At 61.7% G+C, this 20,979-nt stretch carries 24 protein-coding genes; 13 read left to right on the top strand and 11 right to left on the bottom strand.

All coding sequences use genetic code 11. From position 1 onward, the window contains the following. Positions 1 to 10: 10 nt before the first annotated feature. Together AC1RKJ_RS20555 and AC1RKJ_RS20550 are read right to left on the bottom strand one after the other, a co-directional pair. A complete protein-coding gene (locus AC1RKJ_RS20555) occupies positions 11 to 1,189 on the bottom strand; it encodes an alginate O-acetyltransferase AlgX-related protein (protein ID WP_492792970.1) in 1,179 nt (392 codons plus the stop codon). 4 nt (positions 1,190 to 1,193) lie between these two features. Beyond that, on the bottom strand, positions 1,194 to 2,606 hold the full coding sequence (locus AC1RKJ_RS20550; RefSeq protein ID WP_492792969.1) for an MBOAT family O-acyltransferase: 1,413 nt from the start codon (positions 2,604 to 2,606) through the stop codon (positions 1,194 to 1,196). Positions 2,607 to 2,746: 140 nt separating this feature from the next. Between AC1RKJ_RS20550 and AC1RKJ_RS20545 the strand changes: the two genes are divergently transcribed. Beyond that, complete coding sequence (locus AC1RKJ_RS20545) at positions 2,747 to 4,147, top strand: M20/M25/M40 family metallo-hydrolase (protein WP_492792968.1); 1,401 nt, start codon at positions 2,747 to 2,749, stop codon at positions 4,145 to 4,147. 77 nt (positions 4,148 to 4,224) lie between these two features. Here the strand turns inward: AC1RKJ_RS20545 and AC1RKJ_RS20540 are convergent, their stop codons facing one another. Then, positions 4,225 to 5,004, bottom strand: coding sequence for a class II aldolase/adducin family protein (locus tag AC1RKJ_RS20540; protein ID WP_492792967.1), 780 nt, complete (start codon positions 5,002 to 5,004; stop codon positions 4,225 to 4,227). A gap of 123 nt (positions 5,005 to 5,127) precedes the next feature. Then, the gene (locus tag AC1RKJ_RS20535; RefSeq protein ID WP_492792966.1) at positions 5,128 to 6,777 is read right to left on the bottom strand and encodes a glycosyltransferase family 39 protein; all 1,650 of its coding nucleotides are present in this window, start codon (positions 6,775 to 6,777) and stop codon (positions 5,128 to 5,130) included. Positions 6,778 to 7,107: 330 nt separating this feature from the next. Between AC1RKJ_RS20535 and AC1RKJ_RS20530 the strand changes: the two genes are divergently transcribed. The 4 genes from AC1RKJ_RS20530 (at position 7,108) to AC1RKJ_RS20515 (ending at position 9,832) form a co-directional block, all read left to right on the top strand. Then, on the top strand, positions 7,108 to 8,094 hold the full coding sequence (locus AC1RKJ_RS20530) for a hypothetical protein (RefSeq protein WP_492792965.1): 987 nt from the start codon (positions 7,108 to 7,110) through the stop codon (positions 8,092 to 8,094). Positions 8,095 to 8,278: 184 nt separating this feature from the next. After that, complete coding sequence (locus tag AC1RKJ_RS20525; protein ID WP_492792964.1) at positions 8,279 to 8,692, top strand: Ros/MucR family transcriptional regulator; 414 nt, start codon at positions 8,279 to 8,281, stop codon at positions 8,690 to 8,692. Positions 8,693 to 8,852: 160 nt separating this feature from the next. After that, on the top strand, positions 8,853 to 9,227 hold the full coding sequence (locus AC1RKJ_RS20520; RefSeq protein WP_492792963.1) for a helix-turn-helix domain-containing protein: 375 nt from the start codon (positions 8,853 to 8,855) through the stop codon (positions 9,225 to 9,227). Next, a complete protein-coding gene (locus AC1RKJ_RS20515) occupies positions 9,224 to 9,832 on the top strand; it encodes a DUF6456 domain-containing protein (protein WP_492792962.1) in 609 nt (202 codons plus the stop codon). Before AC1RKJ_RS20520 ends, AC1RKJ_RS20515 begins: the two co-directional genes overlap by 4 nt. Before the next feature lie 4 nt (positions 9,833 to 9,836). On the opposite strand, the gene AC1RKJ_RS20510 is transcribed toward AC1RKJ_RS20515, so the two are convergent. Beyond that, complete coding sequence (locus AC1RKJ_RS20510; RefSeq protein ID WP_492793244.1) at positions 9,837 to 10,262, bottom strand: SufE family protein; 426 nt, start codon at positions 10,260 to 10,262, stop codon at positions 9,837 to 9,839. Positions 10,263 to 10,391: 129 nt separating this feature from the next. Then, positions 10,392 to 10,853 (bottom strand): DUF5330 domain-containing protein, encoded by a 462-nt coding sequence (locus AC1RKJ_RS20505; RefSeq protein WP_492792961.1) that lies wholly within the window; start codon positions 10,851 to 10,853, stop codon positions 10,392 to 10,394. Positions 10,854 to 11,304: 451 nt separating this feature from the next. On the opposite strand from AC1RKJ_RS20505, the gene AC1RKJ_RS20500 reads away from it, so the two are divergent. From AC1RKJ_RS20500 to AC1RKJ_RS20490, 3 genes are all read left to right on the top strand, one after another. Beyond that, on the top strand, positions 11,305 to 13,098 hold the full coding sequence (locus tag AC1RKJ_RS20500) for a sensor histidine kinase (protein WP_492792960.1): 1,794 nt from the start codon (positions 11,305 to 11,307) through the stop codon (positions 13,096 to 13,098). 10 nt (positions 13,099 to 13,108) lie between these two features. Then, the gene (locus AC1RKJ_RS20495; protein WP_492792959.1) at positions 13,109 to 13,702 is read left to right on the top strand and encodes a peptidoglycan-binding domain-containing protein; all 594 of its coding nucleotides are present in this window, start codon (positions 13,109 to 13,111) and stop codon (positions 13,700 to 13,702) included. A 67-nt stretch (positions 13,703 to 13,769) separates the two neighbouring features. Continuing rightward, the gene (locus AC1RKJ_RS20490; protein ID WP_492792958.1) at positions 13,770 to 14,117 is read left to right on the top strand and encodes a DUF1491 family protein; all 348 of its coding nucleotides are present in this window, start codon (positions 13,770 to 13,772) and stop codon (positions 14,115 to 14,117) included. A gap of 18 nt (positions 14,118 to 14,135) precedes the next feature. Here AC1RKJ_RS20490 and AC1RKJ_RS20485 read toward each other — a convergent pair whose 3' ends face one another. Further along, positions 14,136 to 15,131 (bottom strand): DUF2336 domain-containing protein, encoded by a 996-nt coding sequence (locus tag AC1RKJ_RS20485; protein ID WP_492792957.1) that lies wholly within the window; start codon positions 15,129 to 15,131, stop codon positions 14,136 to 14,138. Positions 15,132 to 15,272: 141 nt separating this feature from the next. Here AC1RKJ_RS20485 and AC1RKJ_RS20480 point away from each other — a divergent pair, with 141 nt between their 5' ends. From AC1RKJ_RS20480 to AC1RKJ_RS20465, 4 genes are all read left to right on the top strand, one after another. Next, positions 15,273 to 15,470 (top strand): hypothetical protein, encoded by a 198-nt coding sequence (locus AC1RKJ_RS20480; RefSeq protein WP_492792956.1) that lies wholly within the window; start codon positions 15,273 to 15,275, stop codon positions 15,468 to 15,470. Positions 15,471 to 15,536: 66 nt separating this feature from the next. Further along, a complete protein-coding gene (locus AC1RKJ_RS20475; RefSeq protein WP_492792955.1) occupies positions 15,537 to 16,265 on the top strand; it encodes a hypothetical protein in 729 nt (242 codons plus the stop codon). 171 nt (positions 16,266 to 16,436) lie between these two features. Continuing rightward, the gene (locus tag AC1RKJ_RS20470; RefSeq protein ID WP_492792954.1) at positions 16,437 to 16,727 is read left to right on the top strand and encodes a hypothetical protein; all 291 of its coding nucleotides are present in this window, start codon (positions 16,437 to 16,439) and stop codon (positions 16,725 to 16,727) included. Between the two features lie 222 nt (positions 16,728 to 16,949). Then, complete coding sequence (locus AC1RKJ_RS20465; RefSeq protein WP_492792953.1) at positions 16,950 to 17,567, top strand: TerC family protein; 618 nt, start codon at positions 16,950 to 16,952, stop codon at positions 17,565 to 17,567. A 51-nt stretch (positions 17,568 to 17,618) separates the two neighbouring features. Here AC1RKJ_RS20465 and AC1RKJ_RS20460 read toward each other — a convergent pair whose 3' ends face one another. Continuing rightward, positions 17,619 to 18,224, bottom strand: a complete 606-nt coding sequence (locus tag AC1RKJ_RS20460) for an NADPH-dependent F420 reductase (protein ID WP_492792952.1) — start codon at positions 18,222 to 18,224, stop codon at positions 17,619 to 17,621. 42 nt (positions 18,225 to 18,266) lie between these two features. Continuing rightward, positions 18,267 to 18,770, bottom strand: a complete 504-nt coding sequence (locus AC1RKJ_RS20455; RefSeq protein ID WP_492792951.1) for an ester cyclase — start codon at positions 18,768 to 18,770, stop codon at positions 18,267 to 18,269. Positions 18,771 to 18,878: 108 nt separating this feature from the next. Between AC1RKJ_RS20455 and AC1RKJ_RS20450 the strand changes: the two genes are divergently transcribed. Continuing rightward, a complete protein-coding gene (locus tag AC1RKJ_RS20450; RefSeq protein ID WP_492792950.1) occupies positions 18,879 to 19,808 on the top strand; it encodes a LysR family transcriptional regulator in 930 nt (309 codons plus the stop codon). A gap of 7 nt (positions 19,809 to 19,815) precedes the next feature. Here AC1RKJ_RS20450 and AC1RKJ_RS20445 read toward each other — a convergent pair whose 3' ends face one another. Beyond that, entirely contained in the window at positions 19,816 to 20,382 is a 567-nt protein-coding gene (locus AC1RKJ_RS20445) for a DUF1254 domain-containing protein (protein WP_492792949.1), read from the bottom strand. Next, entirely contained in the window at positions 20,379 to 20,957 is a 579-nt protein-coding gene (locus tag AC1RKJ_RS20440; protein ID WP_492792948.1) for a DUF1214 domain-containing protein, read from the bottom strand. The genes AC1RKJ_RS20445 and AC1RKJ_RS20440 overlap by 4 nt, the downstream gene beginning before the upstream one ends. Between the last annotated feature and the right edge of the window lie 22 nt (positions 20,958 to 20,979).

The following is a 20,979-nucleotide window of genomic DNA, read 5'->3' as shown; positions in this document are numbered from 1 at the left end:
GCGCCAACGATCAGGGTTTCGCGAGCAGTTCGCGCAACGCCTCGACATAGCCGCTGGCGCCCGCGAAGGATTCGTTTTCCTCGAGGAGCAGGATCTTCGCATCGCGCAGAGGCCTGAGGTCGTTTGGCGTCAGGTCGGATTGGAGCCGCCGGTACGGAAATCCGCCGTGGCGGCTCAGCGTCAGATAGAAATACGTATTCAACGCCGACAGGCAGTTGTCGCGCGCGAGGATTTCCGCCGGCAGATGCGTGAAACTGCTGCCGACCACCGCGACGTTCAGCTTCGCCGACGGATGATCCGTGCATGACGCCGATGGCTGAAACGTCACCTTTGGCGTTTGATAGCCGAGCGGCGGGAAAAAGACGTTCAGCAAATCGGCCAGTTCGCGGTCGACGCCCTGTGTGACCCCCGATATTTTGTAAGTAAATGTAAATGGCGGAGCGAGCACCTGGCCGGCCTGACGGTTGATCTCTTCGGCGATCAGCGTTGCGACCCGCGCGCCCCCGATTTCGTTCCAGTGCGATCCGCCCTGCGGAAACAGTTCGATTTCATACTTCCCCTTCAGGGAATGAATGAAGGTCGCGGTGTCCACCACCGCGATGCCGGCCTGCTTCAGCAGGCTCGCGTATTTCGGCACGAATCCCGTCCGTGCCGCGGGCGTGCTCGGGCACTGCCCGGGCTTTACGAAGTACTCCGGCAAGTGCGCGACTTTGGAAGGTGAGATCACGTAAAGAAACACCGCGCCGCGAGAGCGATAATACTCCTGAATGTCCTTGAGCTTCGGGATGATCGCCTGAGCGCGCGTCTCCGCCATGTCTTCGGTGCGGCTGCAGTATTCATCGAGATAGACTTGCTCGATCAGGTGTCCGTTTGCGCCATGAACCACGCCGGGCAAAGTCAGGTCGCCGAACAGCTCAAAACGCAGTTCATTGTTGAAACGCACCAGCAGCGGACGGATCGGCAGCGCCTCTGTGACACGGCTTGTGATTGCTTTTTGCAAGCTGCCGTCGATCATGGCCGGCAGCGACCAGTCGAGCACCGGCGGCCGCGTGACGCCCGCGAGTTTCGGCCCGATCTTGATCTCCTGTTTCGGGTTCGCAAGATTCCACGCAGTCAGCACCGGCAGCACGAGCAGAAACAGGCAGCAAGCGGCGCGGACGGCAGGGTGAAAAGAGGAGAGCCTGTTCATCGTCTCAGAACCTGAAATAGATGAAGGGCTGGAACGGCACCGTCACCGAACGGGCGATCGCAAGAACATACAGCACCACGAGCGCGAGCGCGGTGACAAGCCGAAGCCAGCCATGGCGATGGTATGCCGCCTTGAGCGGCGCGAACAGCATCGTTGCCGGGAACAGTGCAATGGCCGCGCCGAAGATCAGCGTCAGCGGGACATCCGCCGGAATGCTGATCGGTGCGCGGGCAGGAGACAGTCCGAACAGTGCGGTCAGGAATGGACCGAGGTGTGCCGGTGACTCCGAGCGGAAGATCGCCCAGCCGATCATGACGATGAACAATGTCACGGCCGTTGCGATGAAAGCGCCGCAGCGATTGAGCAGGTCGCGGAGAAACAGGCGATCCAGTGTCAGGAACAGGCCGTTGTAAGCACCCCACAGAACGAAATTCCAGCTGGCCCCATGCCACAGTCCGGACAGAAGGAAGCAGATCCAGAGATTGAGATAGGTTCGGGCGTTCCCGCTGCGGTTACCGCCGAGCGGCACATACAGATAATCGCGAATCCATGTGGTCAGCGAGATGTGCCAGCGCTGCCAGAATTCCGTGATCGAGCGCGACGCATAGGGCGCGTTGAAATTTTCGTTGAGACGAAATCCGAACATGCGCGCAAGGCCGATGGCCATATCGGAGTAACCTGCAAAATCGAAATAGATCTGGAGCGTGAAGCAGCCGAGCCCAAGCCACGCGCTGCCTGCGCCCAGCGTTGCGGGATCGGCGGCAAAAATCTGGGTGGCGAATGCGCCGAGCGGGTCGGCGATGAACAGTTTTCTGCCGAGTCCGCGCGCGAAGCGCAGAAACCCTTCCTGAAAATCGGTCCAGACAACGGGCGGCGGGCTGGCGATCGCGTCGCGCATCTCGTGGTATTTCAGAATCGGGCCTGCGAGCAGCTTCGGGAAGAACAGCACGAACAGGCAATAATCCGAGAACCTGTCCGCCGGCTTCGAGATGCCGCGATAGGTGTCCACCAGATAGGTGATTTTCTCGAACACGACGAAGGATACGCCGATCGGCAAAGCCAGATGCAACAGCGGAATGCTGCCGCCGGTGAGCGGCGTGACGGCGACGTTGAGATTGGCGGCGAGAAAATCGGCGTACTTGTAGAAAACAAGAACGGCGAGATTGCCGAGGATGCCTGTGGTCAACGCCAGCTTGCGGATGCGCGCCGGACCTGCAGGGCCAAGATGAAACGACAAGGCGTAGTCGATGACGGTCGAAGCGAACAGCACCAGAACAAAGACCGGCTCGCCCCAGATATAGAACAGCGTGCTCGCAATCAGCAGCGTCCATTTTTTCGCAGGAGCGCCGGTCAATATCAGATAAAATGCGTAGAGCGCGGGGAAGATCGTCAGGAAGAGCGGTTCGTAGAATAGCATGTGCGATCGATGCTTCCGGGCAGTAAAAAAGCCGCGAGCGACGTGATAAAAGATGATAGAGGATCAAGCAGAAATCGCTCATCAAGTCCAGTTATGCGCCGTCGCTGGCGGTGCAGCCGGACCGGAAGGATCAGTGAAATATGTCAGCCGCGCCAAAACTCTCCGCCGTTCTCGACCACATCGACAAGGACTTCGACAAGAGCCTTGAGCGCTTGTTCACGCTGCTCCGGATCAAGTCGATTTCGGCCGATCCGGCCTTCACGGACGATTGCAAAAAGGCCGCGGATCATCTCGCCGCCGACATTGCATCCATCGGATTCGCGACCGAGGTGCGCCCGACCGCCGGGCATCCGGCCATTGTCGGCAAAAGCAACGGAAACGGCGGCGCGCGTGTGCTGTTCTACGGTCACTACGACGTGCAGCCGGTCGATCCGCTCGATCTGTGGCATCGGCCGCCGTTCGAACCCGTCGTCACGGATCATGCCGACGGCCGCAAGATCATCGTCGCGCGCGGTGCCGAGGACGACAAGGGCCAGTTGATGACGTTCGTTGAAGCCTGCCGGGCCTGGAAGAGCGTTACCGGATCGCTTCCGCTCGACGTCACGATCCTGATCGAGGGCGAGGAGGAAGTCGGCTCGAAGAATTTCGGACCATTCCTCGACAAGCACAAGAAAGATCTCGCGGCGGACTTTGTGCTGGTCTGTGACACCGGCATGTGGGACCAGAACACGCCAGCGATCACCACGTCGCTACGCGGCCTTGTGTACGATGAAGTGAAGATCACGGCGGCGAACCGCGACCTGCATTCCGGCATCTTCGGCGGCGGCGCGCAGAATCCGATCCGGGTTCTGACGCGCATTCTCGGCGGCATCCATGACGATAGTGGACGCATCACCCTTCCGGGATTTTACGATGGCGTGAAGGATCTGCCGCTGGACATTCGCGCGCAGTGGGAGAAGCTCAATCTCACGCCGGAGTCTTTCCTCAAGCCGATCGGCCTGTCGGTTCCGGCCGGCGAAAAAGACCGGCTGCTGATCGAGCAGGTGTCGTCACGTCCGACCTGCGACATCAACGGCATCTTCGGCGGCTATACCGGCGAGGGCTCCAAGACCGTCATTCCGTCGCACGCCTCGGCAAAGGTGTCATTTCGTCTTGTGGAAGGACAGGACCCGGAGAAAATCCGCAAGGCCTTCCGCGATTTCGTCACGGCGCGTCTGCCCGCCGATTGCACGGCGGAATTCATCGATCATGCTGGCGCGCCGGCGATTGCGCTCGACTGGGGCATGAAGCCGCTCGCGGCGGCGAAGCGCGCGCTGACCGATGAGTGGGGCAAGGACGCATTGCTGATCGGGTCCGGTGCGTCGATTCCCATTGTCGCGGATTTCAAGAAGACGCTGGGGCTCGATACGGTGCTGATCGGGTTCGGGCTTGAGGATGACAACATCCATTCGCCGAACGAGAAGTACGACCTCAAGAGCTTCCACAAGGGCATCCGCTCGTGGGCGCGCATTCTTGCGGCGTTCGCTGACTCGCCGCGCTGAGGTATCAGGCACCCGCGCAAAAACGCCGCCCGGAATTGGGCGGCGTTTGCAGTCCGGTCAGTGTAGAGGCTGACGGGTCAATTTCTATAACTGGGATCGATCCTGTCAAGCTTGCGCAGCAGTGGGGGCCAGACAAGTTTGGTGGAACGAAGGTTTGAGCGTTCCGGGTCGGTGACCAGTTTCTCGTTTTTCTGGATCACCAGCTTGTCGACCGGGTAGGCGGTCGCCCCCAGCATGCGGGTGCGAACCTGCATCGTGCAGGCGCGCTCGAGGTGGTACATGCGCTCGAACGCCGAGGCCACGGAGCGGCCGACCGTCAGCGTGCCGTGATTGCGCAGCAGCAGATGGTTCTTGGTGCCGAGGTCCTTCTGGATGCGCGGGCGCTCGTCATGGTCGAGCGCGATGCCTTCATAGTCGTGATAGGCGAGGTCGCCGGTGACGAGCTGCGCGGTCTGGTTCAGGGGCAGCAGGCCTTCCATGCAGCTTGCGACCGCGGTGCCGTCCGCGGTGTGAAGATGCATCACGCAGCCGGCGTCTTCGCGCACTTCATGAACGGCGGAGTGGATCGTGAAGCCGGCGGGATTGATGCTGTAGTCGCTCTCGCTGAGCTGATTGCCGTCGAGATCGACCTTCACGAGACTGGACGCCGTGATTTCGTCGAACATCAAACCATACGGATTGATCAGGAAGTGATGCTCAGGGCCGGGCACCCGCGCTGAAATGTGAGTGTCCACGAGATCGTCCCAACCATAAAGCGCCACAAGACGATAGGCGGCGGCGAGATTGACGCGCTGCTCCCACTCGGCTTCCGACATCGTGGATTGAACTTCCTTGAGGCGTGCTTCGGCAGGCGACATGACGATTTCCTCTGCGATTTATTGGTCTTCTGTGCCGCGAGCCTAGCCTTGCGATCCAGCTATCGCAACATGACGCCTTCGCAGGGGCGCCATGCTCCGGGCTGCAAAACAGCGTTTGTCGGTTCAGGGAGCCGGAATGGCGAGGAGGCTGGCGATGCTCTTGCCGCGGATGTCGTAAACCCGGGCGAACACCACGTCGTCGCGCTTGATCTCGACCACCACGGGCGCGTTCAAGCCCTTGCAGTAGAACTCGCCAAGCGTCATGGCGAAGTCCGCTGCGTGGCTATCCCACCCGATGGTGAAATCAGGGCCGAGCGCGACCTGCGCGGGGCGCTGCGGACCGCACACCGCAACCCGCCACTTGCGATTTCGCGGCGCGGGTTCCTGCCGTTCCTCGATCTCCTGCCGCAATCCCTCGGACGCCTGCTTGAGCGCAAGCCCCCAGTAATCGAGCATGTAGCGATCGTCGGCGCCGCGCACGGTTCCCGCGATGTGGTTGAAGTGCGTGTATTGATAAGGATGCAGCCGGATCATTTCATTGAGCGGCAGCATCAGGCCAAACAGGAACAACGCGGCGAACACGGCCTGCGCCGCGCGGCTGTGCTGCTTCAGCCAGCCGACAATCGCGGCAAAGGCGACGCCTGCAAGGATCGCCATCGGCGGGACGACGAAAATGAAATGACGAATGCCGTTGTAAAGCGCAGGACGTTTCACCATCGCGATGATGAGGGGAAGCATCGCGGCGAGCGTCAGCATCAGCAGAATGCTTTTGCGCCGGGTGTCGACGTTGGAGCGGAACAGCGCGACGATTGTGCCTGCGATGCCCGCGCCGAGCAGGCCGAGCATCACCTCGGGAAGTTGCAACGCGAACAGCGTCGGCAGATACGACCACGGCATATCGGGCACGGAAACGATCGCGCCGTCGAACAGTTCTTTCCAGGGCTTCTCGAAGAAGTGGGAGAAGTACGTCAGCGCGCGAAACGGATTGGCCGGGTCGATGATCGACCAGGGCCAGATCAGGCCCATGATGAGATAGCCGAGCAGCACGCCGGGCAGCAGCACATAAACGACGTGGCCGAGCCGGTGCGCGGCTTCGCGCAGGCCGTGCGTGCGGATGTCTTCGATCCAGATCGGCAGGAAACCGATCACGGCATAGATCAGCGCCAGCCCGCCCAGAATGCGAGAGCCGATGGACAGTCCCGCGCCGAGGCCTATGATCAGGATCGTGTGCGGCGTCGGTGAAGGATATTCCTGCGCCAGCCGCACCAGTCCGAGCATCAGGATCACCATCGCGACTGCGAACGGTGCATCCTTCGGATTCATGAACATGTGCCCGTAGAACGTTGGGCACAGCGCGAGCAGGACGATCGCGGCGAGGCCGGCAACCGGTCCACCGATGCGCCGCGCCACCCGCCACGTTACGCCAAGGCCGATCACGCCGACGATGGCGCCCAGCAGCCGCCGGGTCTCGAACAGTTCGAGTGGTACGATCTTGTGCAGAAGCGCGGCGGCCATGTCGAAGCCGCCGCCGTACATGTAGAGGTTGGCGAACGACAGCGCGCTGGTATCGGTAAATCCGCTGCCGAACATCTTGAGCAGCAGATCGGCATATTCCGCGTGGGTGTAATCGTCCCAGCCCAGGCCGTAGTCGCGGAACGTCAGGCCCGCGACCACCGCGACGACCGCCAGGATGGCGAGCGCAAGGTCGTCGCAAGTCTGCTCGATCGAACGCCCGGCCGGCGTTTCGAGGGCCGATGTAGTAATGGATGACATCTCGGTCAGTTAACCCAGCGTTCCACGCCTGCGTGCTTGTCCGGTCAGGCTTTTCCCGGGAACTTTGTACCCCAATTTGGTATTCGAGTAATTCTCAATTGTGGCGTAAATTCCCTAATTGCAACGCAACATTGCTATCAGGGTAAAACCAGTTCGGCGGAGGGACGTAGCAGGCAATCCCGTCGATCGGGGTTGGTTCTTTTCCCGTGTTACGCGTTAACGATGCAGCACGCCCGATGTACGGGGGGTGAATTACCAATTGGTAATGCGTCTGCGATGAAAGTATTATGAGGCATCGCGCGAGTCTGCGGCGCGGATTTGGAGCTTGTAATGATTGCGCTGTTGATCGGCGGCACGGTCGTTCTATGTATCGGCCTCCTGACGGTCGTTTTCGGTATCCCGATCAAGGAATTCAGCTTCGGCAACACGATGATCCTGGCTGGAGCCGTCGTGTCCTGCACCGGGCTGATTCTGATTGGCCTGTATTTTCTTGGCCGCGAACTCAGGAACCTGACCCACCGGCTGGACACAGGGGTTCCGGCTGCCGTGGCGCTGCCCCGTGACAGGGCTGCAGTTCCTCCGAAAGCACAGCCTGCCCACGACGATACGCTGTTCGCACGCGATCAGCCGTCCGATTTGACCGACGACCGGGACGAGTTCGCAGAGGGGTCATTGCGCGATGCTCGGCATGACGACGACCGCTCGCGCGTACCACCGCTGCCGGCGGGATGGGCCGAGCCTCCAGCACCCTTGCCGATGTCTTCACCGACTTCCTGGCCGGATCATCCCATCAGCCGCGCGCGCGATCCTGAACCAACTATGGAATCGCTCGAGCCACCGGCCGAACCTGCCGAGCGTCCGCGGCGCAATATCATGTTCTCGTCGCACCGGCGCGACGGCAAAAGCAGGGAGTTTCCCCCGCGCGATCCGCCGCCGGCGGACGACAACAATGCGTCTCAGCCTCCTGCCGATGACTCTCAGTCTCGCGAGGCTGAACCCGAAGCGGCCAATCCGTTTGACAGCGCGTGGCCCCAAAGCAGCAGGTCACGGCCGGACACTTCAGCGGCGCGGAATGGCCGCGCTGCGCCATCTCCGCAATCCACCGACGAAGATGAAGCGCCGGAACCTGCCCGCGAACGGTTTCAGCTGCCGCGCCGCGCCGATGCTTCGTCCGTAACAATCGTGAAGTCCGGCGTGGTCGATTCGATGGCCTATTCGCTGTACTCCGACGGTTCGATCGAGGCGCAGATGCCGGAAGGCATGGTGCGGTTCGCATCCATCGACGAACTGCGCGCGCATCTGGATGAGCGCACCTAGCCGGCGACCCGTAAATCCGCTCGTAAATAAAGCGCGGCGCCGTGCCGTCCTGCTTGTCAGGCCGGTGCGACTTCTCCCATACTTCCAAGTATAGATTCCGCCGAAACTTTGGTTTGGCGGGCATTTGCTTGGATTGTCTGATTTTTCGACTGTAAATCCGGCGACCGCTTTGAAAGACATCACGATGAGCGAGACCACTCCCAAGGGATTTGTCGATCTGACCGCGTCGATCGTCTCTGCCTATGTCAGTAACAACGTGACCCCTGCGTCCGAACTTCCCGCGCTGATTAGCCAGATCCATGCGGCGCTGGTGCGGGTTTCGCACGGCGGGACGGACGCCCCGGTTGAGCCGGCCAAGCCCGCCATTTCAATCAAGAAATCGATGACTTCGGATTATCTCGTGTGCCTGGAGGACGGAAAGCGCTTCAAGTCGCTGAAGCGGCATCTGCGGGCGCAGTACAACATGAGCCCCGAGCAATACCGCGAGAAATGGGGCCTCCCGGCCGACTATCCGATGGTCGCCCCGAACTATGCCGTCGCCCGTTCGCAACTTGCCAAGAAAATGGGCCTCGGCCAGCAGCGCCGCCGCAGGAAATAGCGGCTTTGCGCGATCTTGGGCTTGCCGTATTTTAGGAATAATTCCACATATTGTACGTTCCGGAAGTCAAGCCGAAAAACTTTGGGTTTTTGAGGGGATAGCTATCCCCGCGATTTGCGTCTCATCTAGGGTATAGGTATAAATTCCTAGTGAGGTCACGATGCTTGAAATCAGATCGCCTGTTGCTCCCGTTCCGTTAGCTCCGTCCAGCACAGCCGCCGATAGCCCGAGCGACATTTGCCGCATGGTCGCGGCCTGTGTCGCTTTTGACTTCGGGCTTGATGCCGCCGAACTTGAAAGCGGGCTGCGCGGCTCGCAGCGGCTGGCCTTCGCGCGCCAGATCGCGATGTATCTTGCCCATGTCGGGTTCGGGCTGAATTTCGAGAGCGTCGGGTACGCTTTCGGGCGTGACCGCACCACGGTAGCCCATGCGTGCCGTGTCGTGGAAGACGGTCGCGACGACATCTGGTTCGACTGCCGCGTCGCGACGCTGGAACTGATCTGCCGCGCAGCCGCTGGCGGAGCAGTCCGATGAAGCAACAGCAAGGCTGCAACAGACTTTCCGGCAAAACCGTGCAGACGCCAGATGACGTCGGCGCATTCCGTGCCAAGCATCTTGATCTCTCGACGCGCGATCTCATGACGGACACCGGCCTGACGCAGGTCATTGTCAACGACAGCGAAAGTCCCCTGGCCTGGCTGGCGCGGCGCAAGGGCCGCGACGGGCGTGCGATGATCGGACCGGACCAGTTCATCGCGGGCGAACGCCTGCGTACCGACTTCACACGCGGGCATCTGATGCCGCGTGTCACATCAAGCTGGTCCGGTATCGGCCGGACTCGGGGATTCGGCGGCGGCGGCGAGATGACGGATTTGATCGTGGCGTCGCGTCAGCGTGTCCGGCACGCGCTTGAGGCCTGCGGTCCGGAATTTTCGGGACTGTTACTCGACGTGTGCTGCTTCTTGCGCGGTCTGGAAGACGTCGAGCGCGAGCGCGGCTGGCCGTCACGTTCGGCGAAGGTGGTGCTGCAACTGGCGCTCGACCGGCTGGCGCGGCACTACGGATTGCGGACGGATGCCCGCGGCGGCAGCGCGGCGATCAGGACGTGGCTCGCGGACGATGCCGCCTTCACGCCGTGACAGTTCAGGAAGCGGACGCGAGCGTTTCGCGGGCGTCGTTCTTGATCCGCTCCACCATTGCGCGGAGCCCGTTGGAGCGCTGCGGCGTCAGGTGTTCGCGAAATCCGAGTTCGTCGAAAATGGCGATGGGATCGGCGTCGAGGATTTCGCGCGCCGTGCGGCCGGACTGGATGGTCAGCAGGATCGCGATCAGCCCCCGCACGATATGCGCGTCGCTGTCGCCCTTGAAATTCAGCACCGGCTCACTGCCGTCGCGGTCGATCTCGCGCGACAGCCAGACCTGACTGGCGCAGCCCTGAACCTTGTTCTTCGCGGAGTGCTCGGTATCGGACATCGGGGCCAGCGTGCGGCCAAGCTCGATGACATAGCGGTAGCGGTCGTCCCACTCCTCGAGCAGTTCGAAATTGTCCCTGATCTCGTCGATGGTCATGGCGGTCCGCAAACTCATGTCAAAACTCGTGTCAAAATTCTTGGCACGAGCCTTATATGAGATCGCGGAGCCTCGATAGCCATAAGTTCCGGGTCGTTCCGGCCCGGAATATGGCGCCTTTGCCGGGCGTTATTCCGCCGGAATCGTGTCCGGCGGCACCGGCTGCCAGTCGATCGCAAGGTCGTCTTGCGTCAACGTCTGGCGCGCCGCGACGTTCTGCATGTCGGCGGGATAGGTGTCGTATGGCGTGCCTATGGAGCCGGTATGATCCGGTGCTTTCTTGTTCGATTTTTCCACGGCTTCAGGCGCCTTTGTGTCGTTCTTCTCGTTCTTGTCCGTGATGAACTGATAAACTTTCTTGGCGCCCGATTGCGCGCGCGCACCGATCACGGTTGCGGCCTGTCCGCCCACGGTGCATGCCGCCGGCTGGCGATTGCAGAACTGGCTCATGTCGGACACGGCGGCGGTTGCGGCCGAAATAGCATCCGACGCGCCGATCTGCGGACCTTTGTCCTGGTCGGGCGTCTTGTCGGTCGGCAGCAGCACGAGAACCAGTCCCAGCCAGAACGCCATGCGAAGAAGGAAGAACATCACACACCCCGTCGGTCTTATGCCGGAGATGCTTCATTGTTGTTGAAGCGCTCCGCCCCGTTGCGATTACCCCGCAATCGTTACCTGTCGTATCAGGCGCGGATAAATCTCCGGTTTGGGCGCTGTCTAAAATTTGAATGGTTTGATTTGGCGTAAATTTTCGATTGATAAGCGAATTGTTTGATTCGATCGGGTCAGCACCGGTCCTTGCCAATCGTTCCGCCGTGCACGATTTCGAAACCATAACGACCCGGCATGGAAACTTCGCGTTCACCATTCCCGCCGAATGAAAACGCCAATTGTGCGCGAAAACCCGCATTCGGCCGATGCAATTCGCAATCGGCCACGCGCCTTAGCGTTCGCTTAAGTTCGCTCTGACACCATCGGCCAAACGAAAAACGGGGGCGTTCCGGCAGTCGAATACGACGACCGGCCGAACGGTGAGAACAACGTGAGATTATCCGGCATCATACGCGATCATCTGGATTCGCTGCTGCATCCATCGGCGCGGCGGGATCTGATGACGAGCGCCCGCCATCGCGCCTTTATCGGGCCGAGGCTGCTGGGCGGCCTCGCGGCGCTTGCGATGCTTCCGATCTATCTTGCCTTGCGCGGCGCGCCGCAGGAAATCGAAGTCATGGTCTTTGCATGGCTGATCGCGCCCATCCTCGTTTCATACTATCTGTCGCGCACCGGCCACTATGAACGCGCGCATATTCTCTCATCGACCGCGCTTGCAGCCGTCGTCATGGCCGTCTGCATCAACACCGGCGGTATTTCGTCATTCGCGGCGATCTGGCTTGTCGCCGTGCCGCTCGATGCGGCGCTGTCGAGTTCGCGCCGCGCGGTCGCCATCGCCGTCGTACTGGCCCTTGGCTGTGCGCTCGGTCTCGTCATAATTGATGTTTTCGGCGCGTTGCCGGCCTCCAAAATTCCCGCTCAGTACAGTTCGCTGTTCGAGGCGCTCGGCATTGCGAGCGCGACCATGTACGCCTCGGCTCTGGCATTCAGCGCCGAATCGCTGGCCCAGACCAGCCGGAAACTGCTGGTCGTGGAGGAGGAGCGCTATCGTCTCCTTGCGCACAACATCAGCGATGTCATTTCCAGACACAGCCGCAACGGCGCAATCCAGTTCATTTCGCCCGCCGCGGAGGCGTTGCTCGGTACGCCGGTGGCGCTGTTACTGGGACACGGCCTGTTCGATCGTGTCCATGTCGCCGACCGGCCAGCTTATCTCACCGCTCTCTCGGAGGCCGCGCGAAGCGGACACGAGCGCAGCGTCGAATTCCGCGTGAGGCGCGACAATGACCGCGCGCAGGCCACCGAATTCGTCTGGATCGAAATGCGCTGCCGGCCGATCGATGCATCGCAGGGCGTCGAGGTTGTCGCCGTGATGCGTGATGTCACCGAACGAAAGACGCAGGAACAGGCGCTCGAACTGGCGCATATTGAAGCCGAGCGCGCGGGTGCATCCAAATCCCGCTTCCTCGCCACCATGAGTCACGAACTGCGCACGCCGCTGAATGCGATCATCGGGTTCTCGGAAATGATCGTTCGCGAGAACGAAATGATGATCGATGCTGCGCGCCGGCAGGAATACGCGAAGCTCATCAATGAATCCGGCCTCCATCTGCTGTCCGTGGTGAACGGCATCCTCGACATGTCGAAGATGGAAAGCGGCAACTTTGAAATTCTTCCCGAGCTGTTCGCTCCGCGCGAATCCCTGATCGGCTGCTGCAACCTGATGGTGCTGAAGGCTCGGGAAGGCGGCATAGATATCGTGACCCGCGCGCCGGCCGATCTGCCGCAGATCACCGGCGATCCGCGCGCCTTCAAGCAGATGATCCTGAATTTGCTGTCCAATGCCATCAAGTTCTCCGAGCGTGGCGGCTCCGTCACGGTGACCGCCGCCGTCGAAGGGTCGCGCCTGCTGGTGCGGGTGATCGATAACGGCGTGGGCATCGGCGTCGAGGATTTGAAGCGGATCGGCGATCCGTTCTTCCAGGCCGGCAAGACCTATCAGCGCCGCCATGAAGGCACCGGGCTCGGCCTCTCCATCGTCAAGAGCCTGGTGGCCATGCACGGCGGCGAAATGACGGTCCAGAGCGAGATCGGCGAAGGCACGACCGTCACCATTGCGCTGCCGATGGTGTTTACACCGCCGCTGAAAGATTCATCCAATATCGCAACGCTTGCGCCGCCGCGCGCAGAATCCCAAAATTATCAGGTGAAGAAACGTGCCTAGACAGATTTCCATGGACGATGAGAAACCCCGCCGCCGCAAGCGCGCGGCCGCAGTTGCTGTTGAGCCCGAACGCGGCCTGATTCTGCGCGTGCTGCTCCACAGCCCGAAGGACACGCTGGCGGCAGGCGCAGCGGTGGCCGCTGTCATCGCCATCGTCACCAATGCCATGTTCCTGCAAGCCGGCCGTCATCCATCGCCAATGTTCAGCACCGCGACGGTATCTGCGCTTCCTGTCGCGGCGCCCGTATCAGCGCCGTTGCCACGGGTTCGTCCGGTGGAAGCTGAGGCGCGGGTCATCGACAAGCCTGCGGACGCTGCAACTGCGCCCGCGAAATCGGCTGCGCTGCGTCCGCCTGCGGCTGTTCCTGCAACCCGGAGCGATCCGGTCGGCGATCTGATCGTTTCGACGCGGCGCATCGCTGCAGTCCAGCGCGCGCTGACTGAATATGGCTACGGTCAGCTCAAGCCGACCGGCGTCATCGGCACCGACACGCAGGCGGCGATTCAGAAGTTCGAGCGGGATCGCAAGATGCCGCCGACGGGCCAGTTATCCGATCGGCTGATCAAGGATCTGACCGTTCTGACCGGCCGTCCGATCGAATAGGCGGCTTCCACGTCCCGATTGTGCTAGCACGCTTCCATCGTTTTCTTCGTGCGATCGGTTCGGCCACATGTCCCGTCTGAAATCTTCCATCTGGGTCGCAGGGTATCTTCGGCGATGCCAGAGTGCGGGCGTGTTCGGCGCGGTCCGGAGGCGAGGCGCGGAAGAGGCGGGTGCCGTGTTCGTCAAGGTGGCGTTGATGGACGGCACCGCGATGCTGTTCATGCCTGCACCCCAGACCGCCTATGATGACAGCCGGCCTATCGAGCGCGTGTTCACGGCGTCGCCGCCGCAGGCCGTCGAGGAACAGGCGATCGAAGCACGCCTTGCGAAGGAAATCGGTTTCGATCCGGACGTCTGGATCGTCGAGATCGAAGACAGGGCGGGCCGGCACTTCCTCGATCTGACCAAGACCTGACGCGTGAAAGCCTGACGATTATCCGCGCGAGGTATTGCGCGTGATGACCTGCGAGGCCGGCTGAACGGCGGAACGCGGTTGCGCCGCTGCGGCGCGTGCGCGCTGGCGTTCGTCGTCGTAGAGGGCAGGGCGATACTTCGCGCGCGTGGCGGCCAGCGCTGCTCCGCGCCACGCAGCCAGCATAACCAGCGCGGCGCGTGGTTCGATAACCTCGTAGAGTCGCGCGAGCCGGTAGACATCCATCACCGATGCACCGAGCGACGGATTGAGGAACAGCAGCACGCGCTGGTAGGATTCGCCCGGCATGCCGAGCGTCTTGAGCGCGCATGCGAGCGGCTCGCCGCCCGGCTCGTTGACGATTTGCGTCGCGACGCGCGAAGTCAGGATCAAAGCATCGGCGAGTTCGTCCACGAAGCGCGCAGAATCCGCAGCCATCGCGGCTTGCTCCAGGGTCGCGAGTGCGCGTGCGGCCCGGCGCGGATCGACCGGAGTCGAGGGCTTGAGCGGGGCGTCCGTCAGGCCGTGCAGTATCTGGGCGCGATGGCTGCTGTCGGCGGCAAGAAACATCTCGATCAGTTTGGCCGCATCGTCGGGCTGCATCGACATGGTCGGCGTGGGCATGGCGGGAGCGGCGGGCTCCTCGGGTGCCGACACGATTTCCAGATCCGACGCCGGATCGATCTCCAGCCTGTCCTCAAACTGTGGCTCGTTTCGCGGAGCGCACGGACGCTCATCTGCTGTGTGCCGCAGTTGCAGCTTCCAGGCGATTTCGCGCGGCGTGCGCGAATAGATCGCCAGCCGCGCCCGCACCGCCGCGCGCGTGGCGTCATCGACCTCATCGATCAGGCGCGAGGCCAGTTCGACGAACTGCCGTTCCTCATCATGCGTATGGTCGCTGGTCTGGACATACAGATCGGTGAGCACGCGAAGCAGCGTCGGGCGTATATCAACGCCCTCGCGCCGGGACAGTGTCATCAGGCCGTCGAAGCCGTGAAACATCGGGGGTATCGTCATGCCGGGGTACGCAGGTTTAAATCTCGGCTGACGTTATCGCGGGCTCTTTAATAAGCCGTTAACCATGATTGTCCTTAATCACCGTCACTGAGGACACTAGGCCGCCGGGCATTTGAAGAATCGGGGCCAGGAGAGAGCGAAATGGGCATCGTTGTTGAATTTCCGGCGGATGCAGCGGCGCGTCGCGCCGTCCCGGATGCGCACATGGCCCCGCGCGAAAGCACGGCAACAATTCTGATTCTCCCTTCCATCAGGATCGAGCGTTACGCCGACGATGGAGTAGGGCCCGAGGAGGGAACGGCACCGGGACGCCGCCGCAAGCGCCGCGCGCGGTCCTGAATACAGGTCAGACTTTCCTGCCGGCGCAGCCTCGCCGGATCGGCAACGCTTTCAGACCGGGCCACGATGTGTAATCCGCTTTACCTTTTGCCCTTCGTTGCCAGCCTCGCATGCCCGAGCGACGACTTCGGCCGGACGCGCGCAACCTTCTATCATGAAGATATGCACAGCTGGGTCGGTGTCGAAGCCACCACCAGCCTTGGCGGACGGCCGTCGCAGTTCCAGCTCACCGATCAGGAGCGGACGCTGCGCGATCTCGCGTACTATTTTATCGAGCCGCCGCATTCACATCCCGCGTGGAAGGCCGTGTTCGGCGATTATCTGAAAATCCCCGCGCCCTGGCGGCAGAAGGTGGTTTTCGATCGCACGGCTTATGGACGCCGCATGATCGACGAGCCGCACCGGTCGCAAGCGTCGGCCTATACCGGCCTCATGGAAGATGTGCGCAACGATGGCGTCATGCTTGACCAGTTCATTCCGGTCGCGGTGCGTATCAACGATCTCGACATCAAGCGCAACAAGGCGCTCGGGATGGTCTCGGAGCTGTCGCCGCGTGAATACGACGACGCGCAAGCGCGCATGCGCGAGAACGTTCTGGTCGTGCAGTGGGTGCAGCAGTGCCTGCAACAGCGCGTTGCGTCCTACAAATGGGCGCTCGATCGTCTGGTGATTCATGCGCCGGACCAGATGGCGGCGGATGCCGACCGCCTGATCCTGCAATTGTCCCAGCGTGCGTCAGACGCATGGACCAGCGCGCCGCCCGTCGTCGGCCGCGCCCTTCGCGTCGGCGGCTGACCCCGGTTCCATCGTGCGACGTTCGCGCGCGCGGCTGAAGGTCGCGTTGTTTCTGCGCGCCATCGGTTGTTTGGTTTCAGTATCGAACTACTGATTTGTCATCTGAGAATGGGGGATGAAATGACAGGTTCCCCAGTCGCTAAAATGCTTGTTTTCGGAAGATCCCATGGCGTGCTGACGGCGCTGACGATGGCTGTTGCGGCACCCGCGGCCTTTATCGTCTATGCGCTGGAATCGCATCTGGTGCTGCCCGCGTTCAGTGCGCTGCTTTTTTCGGCAGCGGCGCTGGCCGCAATCATGGCGCTTTCGATCAGGACTCAAAAAAACACGGAGAATCTCAATCTCTGGGACGTTGCAGGCGGCCTCGTTATTACCGGCTGCGCCGCATCCGTGATGGGTGAGCCGGAGCAGGTTGCACAATTGTTCGAGCATCTGTTCGAACGTCGATCCAACGAGCAATAGCAGGAGAAAGACTAACACCAGAACCACCAGGCCGGGCCCCTCTGGCAGCCTCATGCTGCGATGTCGGACTGGAATTCAATTGGAGTGGCCCCTTTTAGATATGCGGAACGTGCGTTCCGTGTGACGCATCGACGTTACTCGTCGATCTGTGACACGTTGCGATGCGTTCGATATTTGCCTGCGACAGGAGGCCGCTCTTCCACACACAGGGAAGCCCGGCTCATGTTTGATCTCATTACTCCAGAAGCTTTGACTGCACTCGTACAGGTCATCCTGATCGACCTCGTACTCGCTGGTGACAATGCCATTGTCATCGGCCTTGCCGCTGCGGGTCTGCCAAAAGAGCAGCGCAACAAGGCAATCCTGATCGGCGTTGGCGCCGCGACACTTCTGCGAATAATTTTCGCAGCTCTGACGACCCAGCTCTTGGCCATTGTCGGTCTGTTGCTCGCGGGCGGCATCTTGCTGTTGTGGGTCTGCTGGAAGATGTGGCGTGAATTGAGCGCCGGGCACGAGCAGCATGCCGTGCCGTCTGACGGGGAAGCTTCAGGTGCCCCGACCAAGACGCTGGCCCAGGCGACCTGGCAGATCATCGTCGCCGACGTGTCTATGTCGCTGGACAACGTGCTGGCCGTCGCCGGCGCGGCGCGTGAACATCCCATGGTGCTGATTTTCGGCCTTGCGCTGTCGATCGCGATGATGGGTGTTGCCGCATCGTTCATTGCGAAGCTGCTGCAAAAGCACCGCTGGATCGCCTATGTCGGCCTCGCGGTTATCCTCTATGTCGCCGGTGAAATGATCTATCGCGGCGTCATCGAGGTCTGGCCGCATCTGAAATAACGCGCACAAAAAGGGGCTGCCTGCCGCGAGATTGCAGGCAGCCCATTTCGTTTAGCCGAGCTTGACGAGATTGTGGACCGGCAGCGGACCGCCGGGAAACTGAACGAGCTTGCCGCCTGTGGCGAGCGAGCCGAGATCGATGCCGAAGAAGCCGAGCGTGTCGATCAGCGTTGCGACTTCTGCCTTCGCGGCATGGTCATCGCCGGAATAGAACAGCACGCGCTTGCCTCCGTCGGCTTGCGGGTCACTTGCGAGCACATGCGCTTGCAAATGATTGAACGCCTTGACCACGCGTGCGCCCGGTACAAGTCCGGCGAAGACTTCGCTCGAGATCCGGCCGTTCAGTTCGGCAGGTTTGAACAGCGGCGCTTCGATTGGGTTGTTGGCGTCGATCACGATGCGGCCGTTCCAGGCGGGCAGGCCGGCAAGCGCAGTCGATAGTTTCGACCAGTTGACGGCAACGAGGACGATATCCTTGCTTGCGGCGTCCGTTACCGTGCCAGCACTAATGGACGGGCCAATCTCGCGAACGAGATCTTTCAGCGACGCAGGGCCGCGGCTGTTGGCGACGGTTGCTTCCAGTCCGGCGCTGGCAAGCCTGCGTGCGAAGGCCGAACCGATAGAGCCTGAGCCGATAATTCCGATGGTCTTGGTCATGACGTGTTCCTTTCAGGTTTGGAGGAGAACGAGCGACGGGATTCAGCGCGCGCTGATCTGGCGCATCAGCGCGCCGATGTCGGTGACACCCCAGTGATCGGTGATCTGGCCGTCGCGGACGCGCATGATGTCGATGACCTCGAACGAGATATCGCGGCCGGTCGGGGCGACGCCGTTGAATTCGCCGAGGTGTTTGCCGTGGTAGGTTTTGTGCGTCGTGACAAGATCGCCTTCCGCAACCTGCCGATGGATGACGGCGTGGAAGCCGGGAAAGGCTTTGCGCAGCGTGAGGTAGATATTACGGGTGCCCTCGCGATCGCTGGCGAATCCGGGGAACGCGGTGCGGTCGACGTAGCTTGCCGCGAACAGCTTTTCGAAATTCGCGAAGTTGCCGTCGCGCTGCACATCCTCGATGACCGTGCGCACCACGGCCTTGTTGGCTTCGAGGTGAGCGCCGGTGGTCTGGGCAAATGCCGGGGTGACGCTGCCGGCAACTGCGAGGCCGAGCAGAAAACTGCGGCGGGTGGTGAAGAGGGGCTGGGACATTGTCGGCTCCGTTTTGGCTGGTGACGGATCCGATATCGCCGGTTTATTGATCCCTGATTAGACGGTAATTACTGGATTTATTTTCAAGTATTGCTATAAAATAACTGCATGGAAACACTGGCCAATCTCGAGTCCTTTGTTCAAAGCGCTGAAAATGGCGGGTTTTCCGCCGCTGCCCGCCGTCTGGCGCTGACGCCGGCCGCGGTCAGCCGGAACGTCGCGATGCTGGAGCGGAATCTCGGAATCCGCCTGTTTCAGCGCAGCACACGCAAGCTCACGCTGACCGAAGCGGGCGAGCGCTTTCTGCTTGAGATCCGGGGCAATCTCGAAGGGCTTCAAGCGGCCATCGCTGGAGCTGCGACCGACCATGGCGAGCCTGTGGGCGTGCTCAGGGTCAGCCTCAGTCCGACGCTCGGGACCGACCACATCCTGCCGCTGTTGCCTGCGTTTCTCGCGCGGTATCCGCGCGTTCGCATCGACTGGCACTTCGACAACCGGCAGGTCGATCTGATTGCTGAGAATTTCGATGCGGCTATTGGCGGCGGCATCGACCTCGCGCCAGGCGTTGTCTCACGGCCGCTCGCGCCGTTGCATATCATCGCTGTTGCTTCGCCCGCCTATCTGAAAGGCCGCACGCTGCCGGTCGATCCTTCAGGACTGGCGGCATTCGACGGCATCGTGATGCGTGCTGCGCGAACGGGACGTGTGCGCCGCTGGACCATGCGCAACGCCGCAGGTTCGGAGGTCGATGTGCAATTGCCCGGCACGATCGTGTTCAACGATCCCTCTGCGATGTGCCGCGCCGCGCTGCTCGGTCTCGGTGTGACGCTGATCGCGGTGCCGGATGCGCTACACCACCTCGAAAGTGGGGCGCTCGTGCGTGTCCTGCCGCAGTGGTACGCCGACGCGGGTTCGATCTCGGTTTATTACGCAACCCGGACATTGCTGCCGGCAAAGACGCGCGCGTTTGTCGATTTCGTCGCCGAAGCCTTCCGCCGCGAGCATCTTGCCGAACGGTTTGCGGGCAGCATCGGTTGATCGCGGACTAACGCTTTGCCTGCGGTGTTTCGGTCTGAATTTCGCAACTCGCAGCCGCGAGCGAGGCCTGCGCCTGCGGCATCAGGCCGGGCTCCGCAGCGAGCGCCTTGAGAACGATGAGGCCCGTCGTCGTCGGCGAATCGATGATCAGCCGGTCGGCGGCGGTGACATCTTCCTCTTCCGGAAGTTGGGCGTGTTGTGCTTCCGTCATCAGGTCGAGTTCGATCACGCGCCGTCCTGCGGAACGGTCATTGATCGCGTAATAGGCGATATCGTTGCGGGTGTAGAACGACACCGATGTGTACGACTGGCTCACCGGCACGGTGAGTTTGAGCGGGCCTTTGGAGAGATCGTAGCGGCACGCGGCGTTCGCGAAGGCGGGATCCATGAGCGGCATCGGCGCGGTGCCGGGCGCTGCGGGCGGCAGCGCCGTGACGGCATTCAGACTGGTGATCGGCGCGAGGCGCGAATAGGCGTCGAGTGACGCGACGCGCGGAAGCACCAGCACGCTCACGAGATGGACGACGCCGCCAAGCAACGCGCCGCCGAGGATCGCGAACAGCCAGCGGATCATGGGCACCCCACCGTCTTGATCGAGGGCATCGGCGCATCTTTCTGAGTGCGTGTTCCGACGCCGACCGGCGTATCGTAAAGCCGCAGCGCCAGCATGTACCGGTCAAGTCCGCCGGTCGGAAGCCAGTTTCCGGCGCGCGAACGTGACGTGACCCGGAGTTCGAATCCGCCGTCCGATCCGCGCACGATTTCCTGGCTGGTGAAGCCGTAACGTTGCAGTGAATTGGCGACGAGCTGACCCTTGGTGTCGTAGATCGTCATGGTCCAGAATCGCGCGGCGGGCGTGACACCCTTCACCACGACGTCGCACCGCCCGTCGAGCGGGCGGCCTGAATCGTCAGCGGTTGCGGTGAACATTACGCCATCGCCGGTTCCGACCGGAAGTTCGCCGCTGCGCGCAACCGATGCGCGCGAGTAGGGGTCGATGTCGCTGGTTCCGGTCTTCGGCCGCGCGGTCCACGCGCCAATCGTGATGGTGCCGACGTTGACGCCGCGCGTCGCCGTCGTCCATGTCGCGCCGAGGCCGACGATGGTTGCAATCGCCAGTGTCACGAGAGTGATGAAGATCAACCGCACGATCGAAGCGCCATCATGAAGC

Source organism: Afipia sp. GW822-FHT04G07, assembly GCF_058800765.1.
Note: the sequence above shows the minus strand (reverse complement) of the source record. Positions and strands in the feature narration are given on the sequence as shown.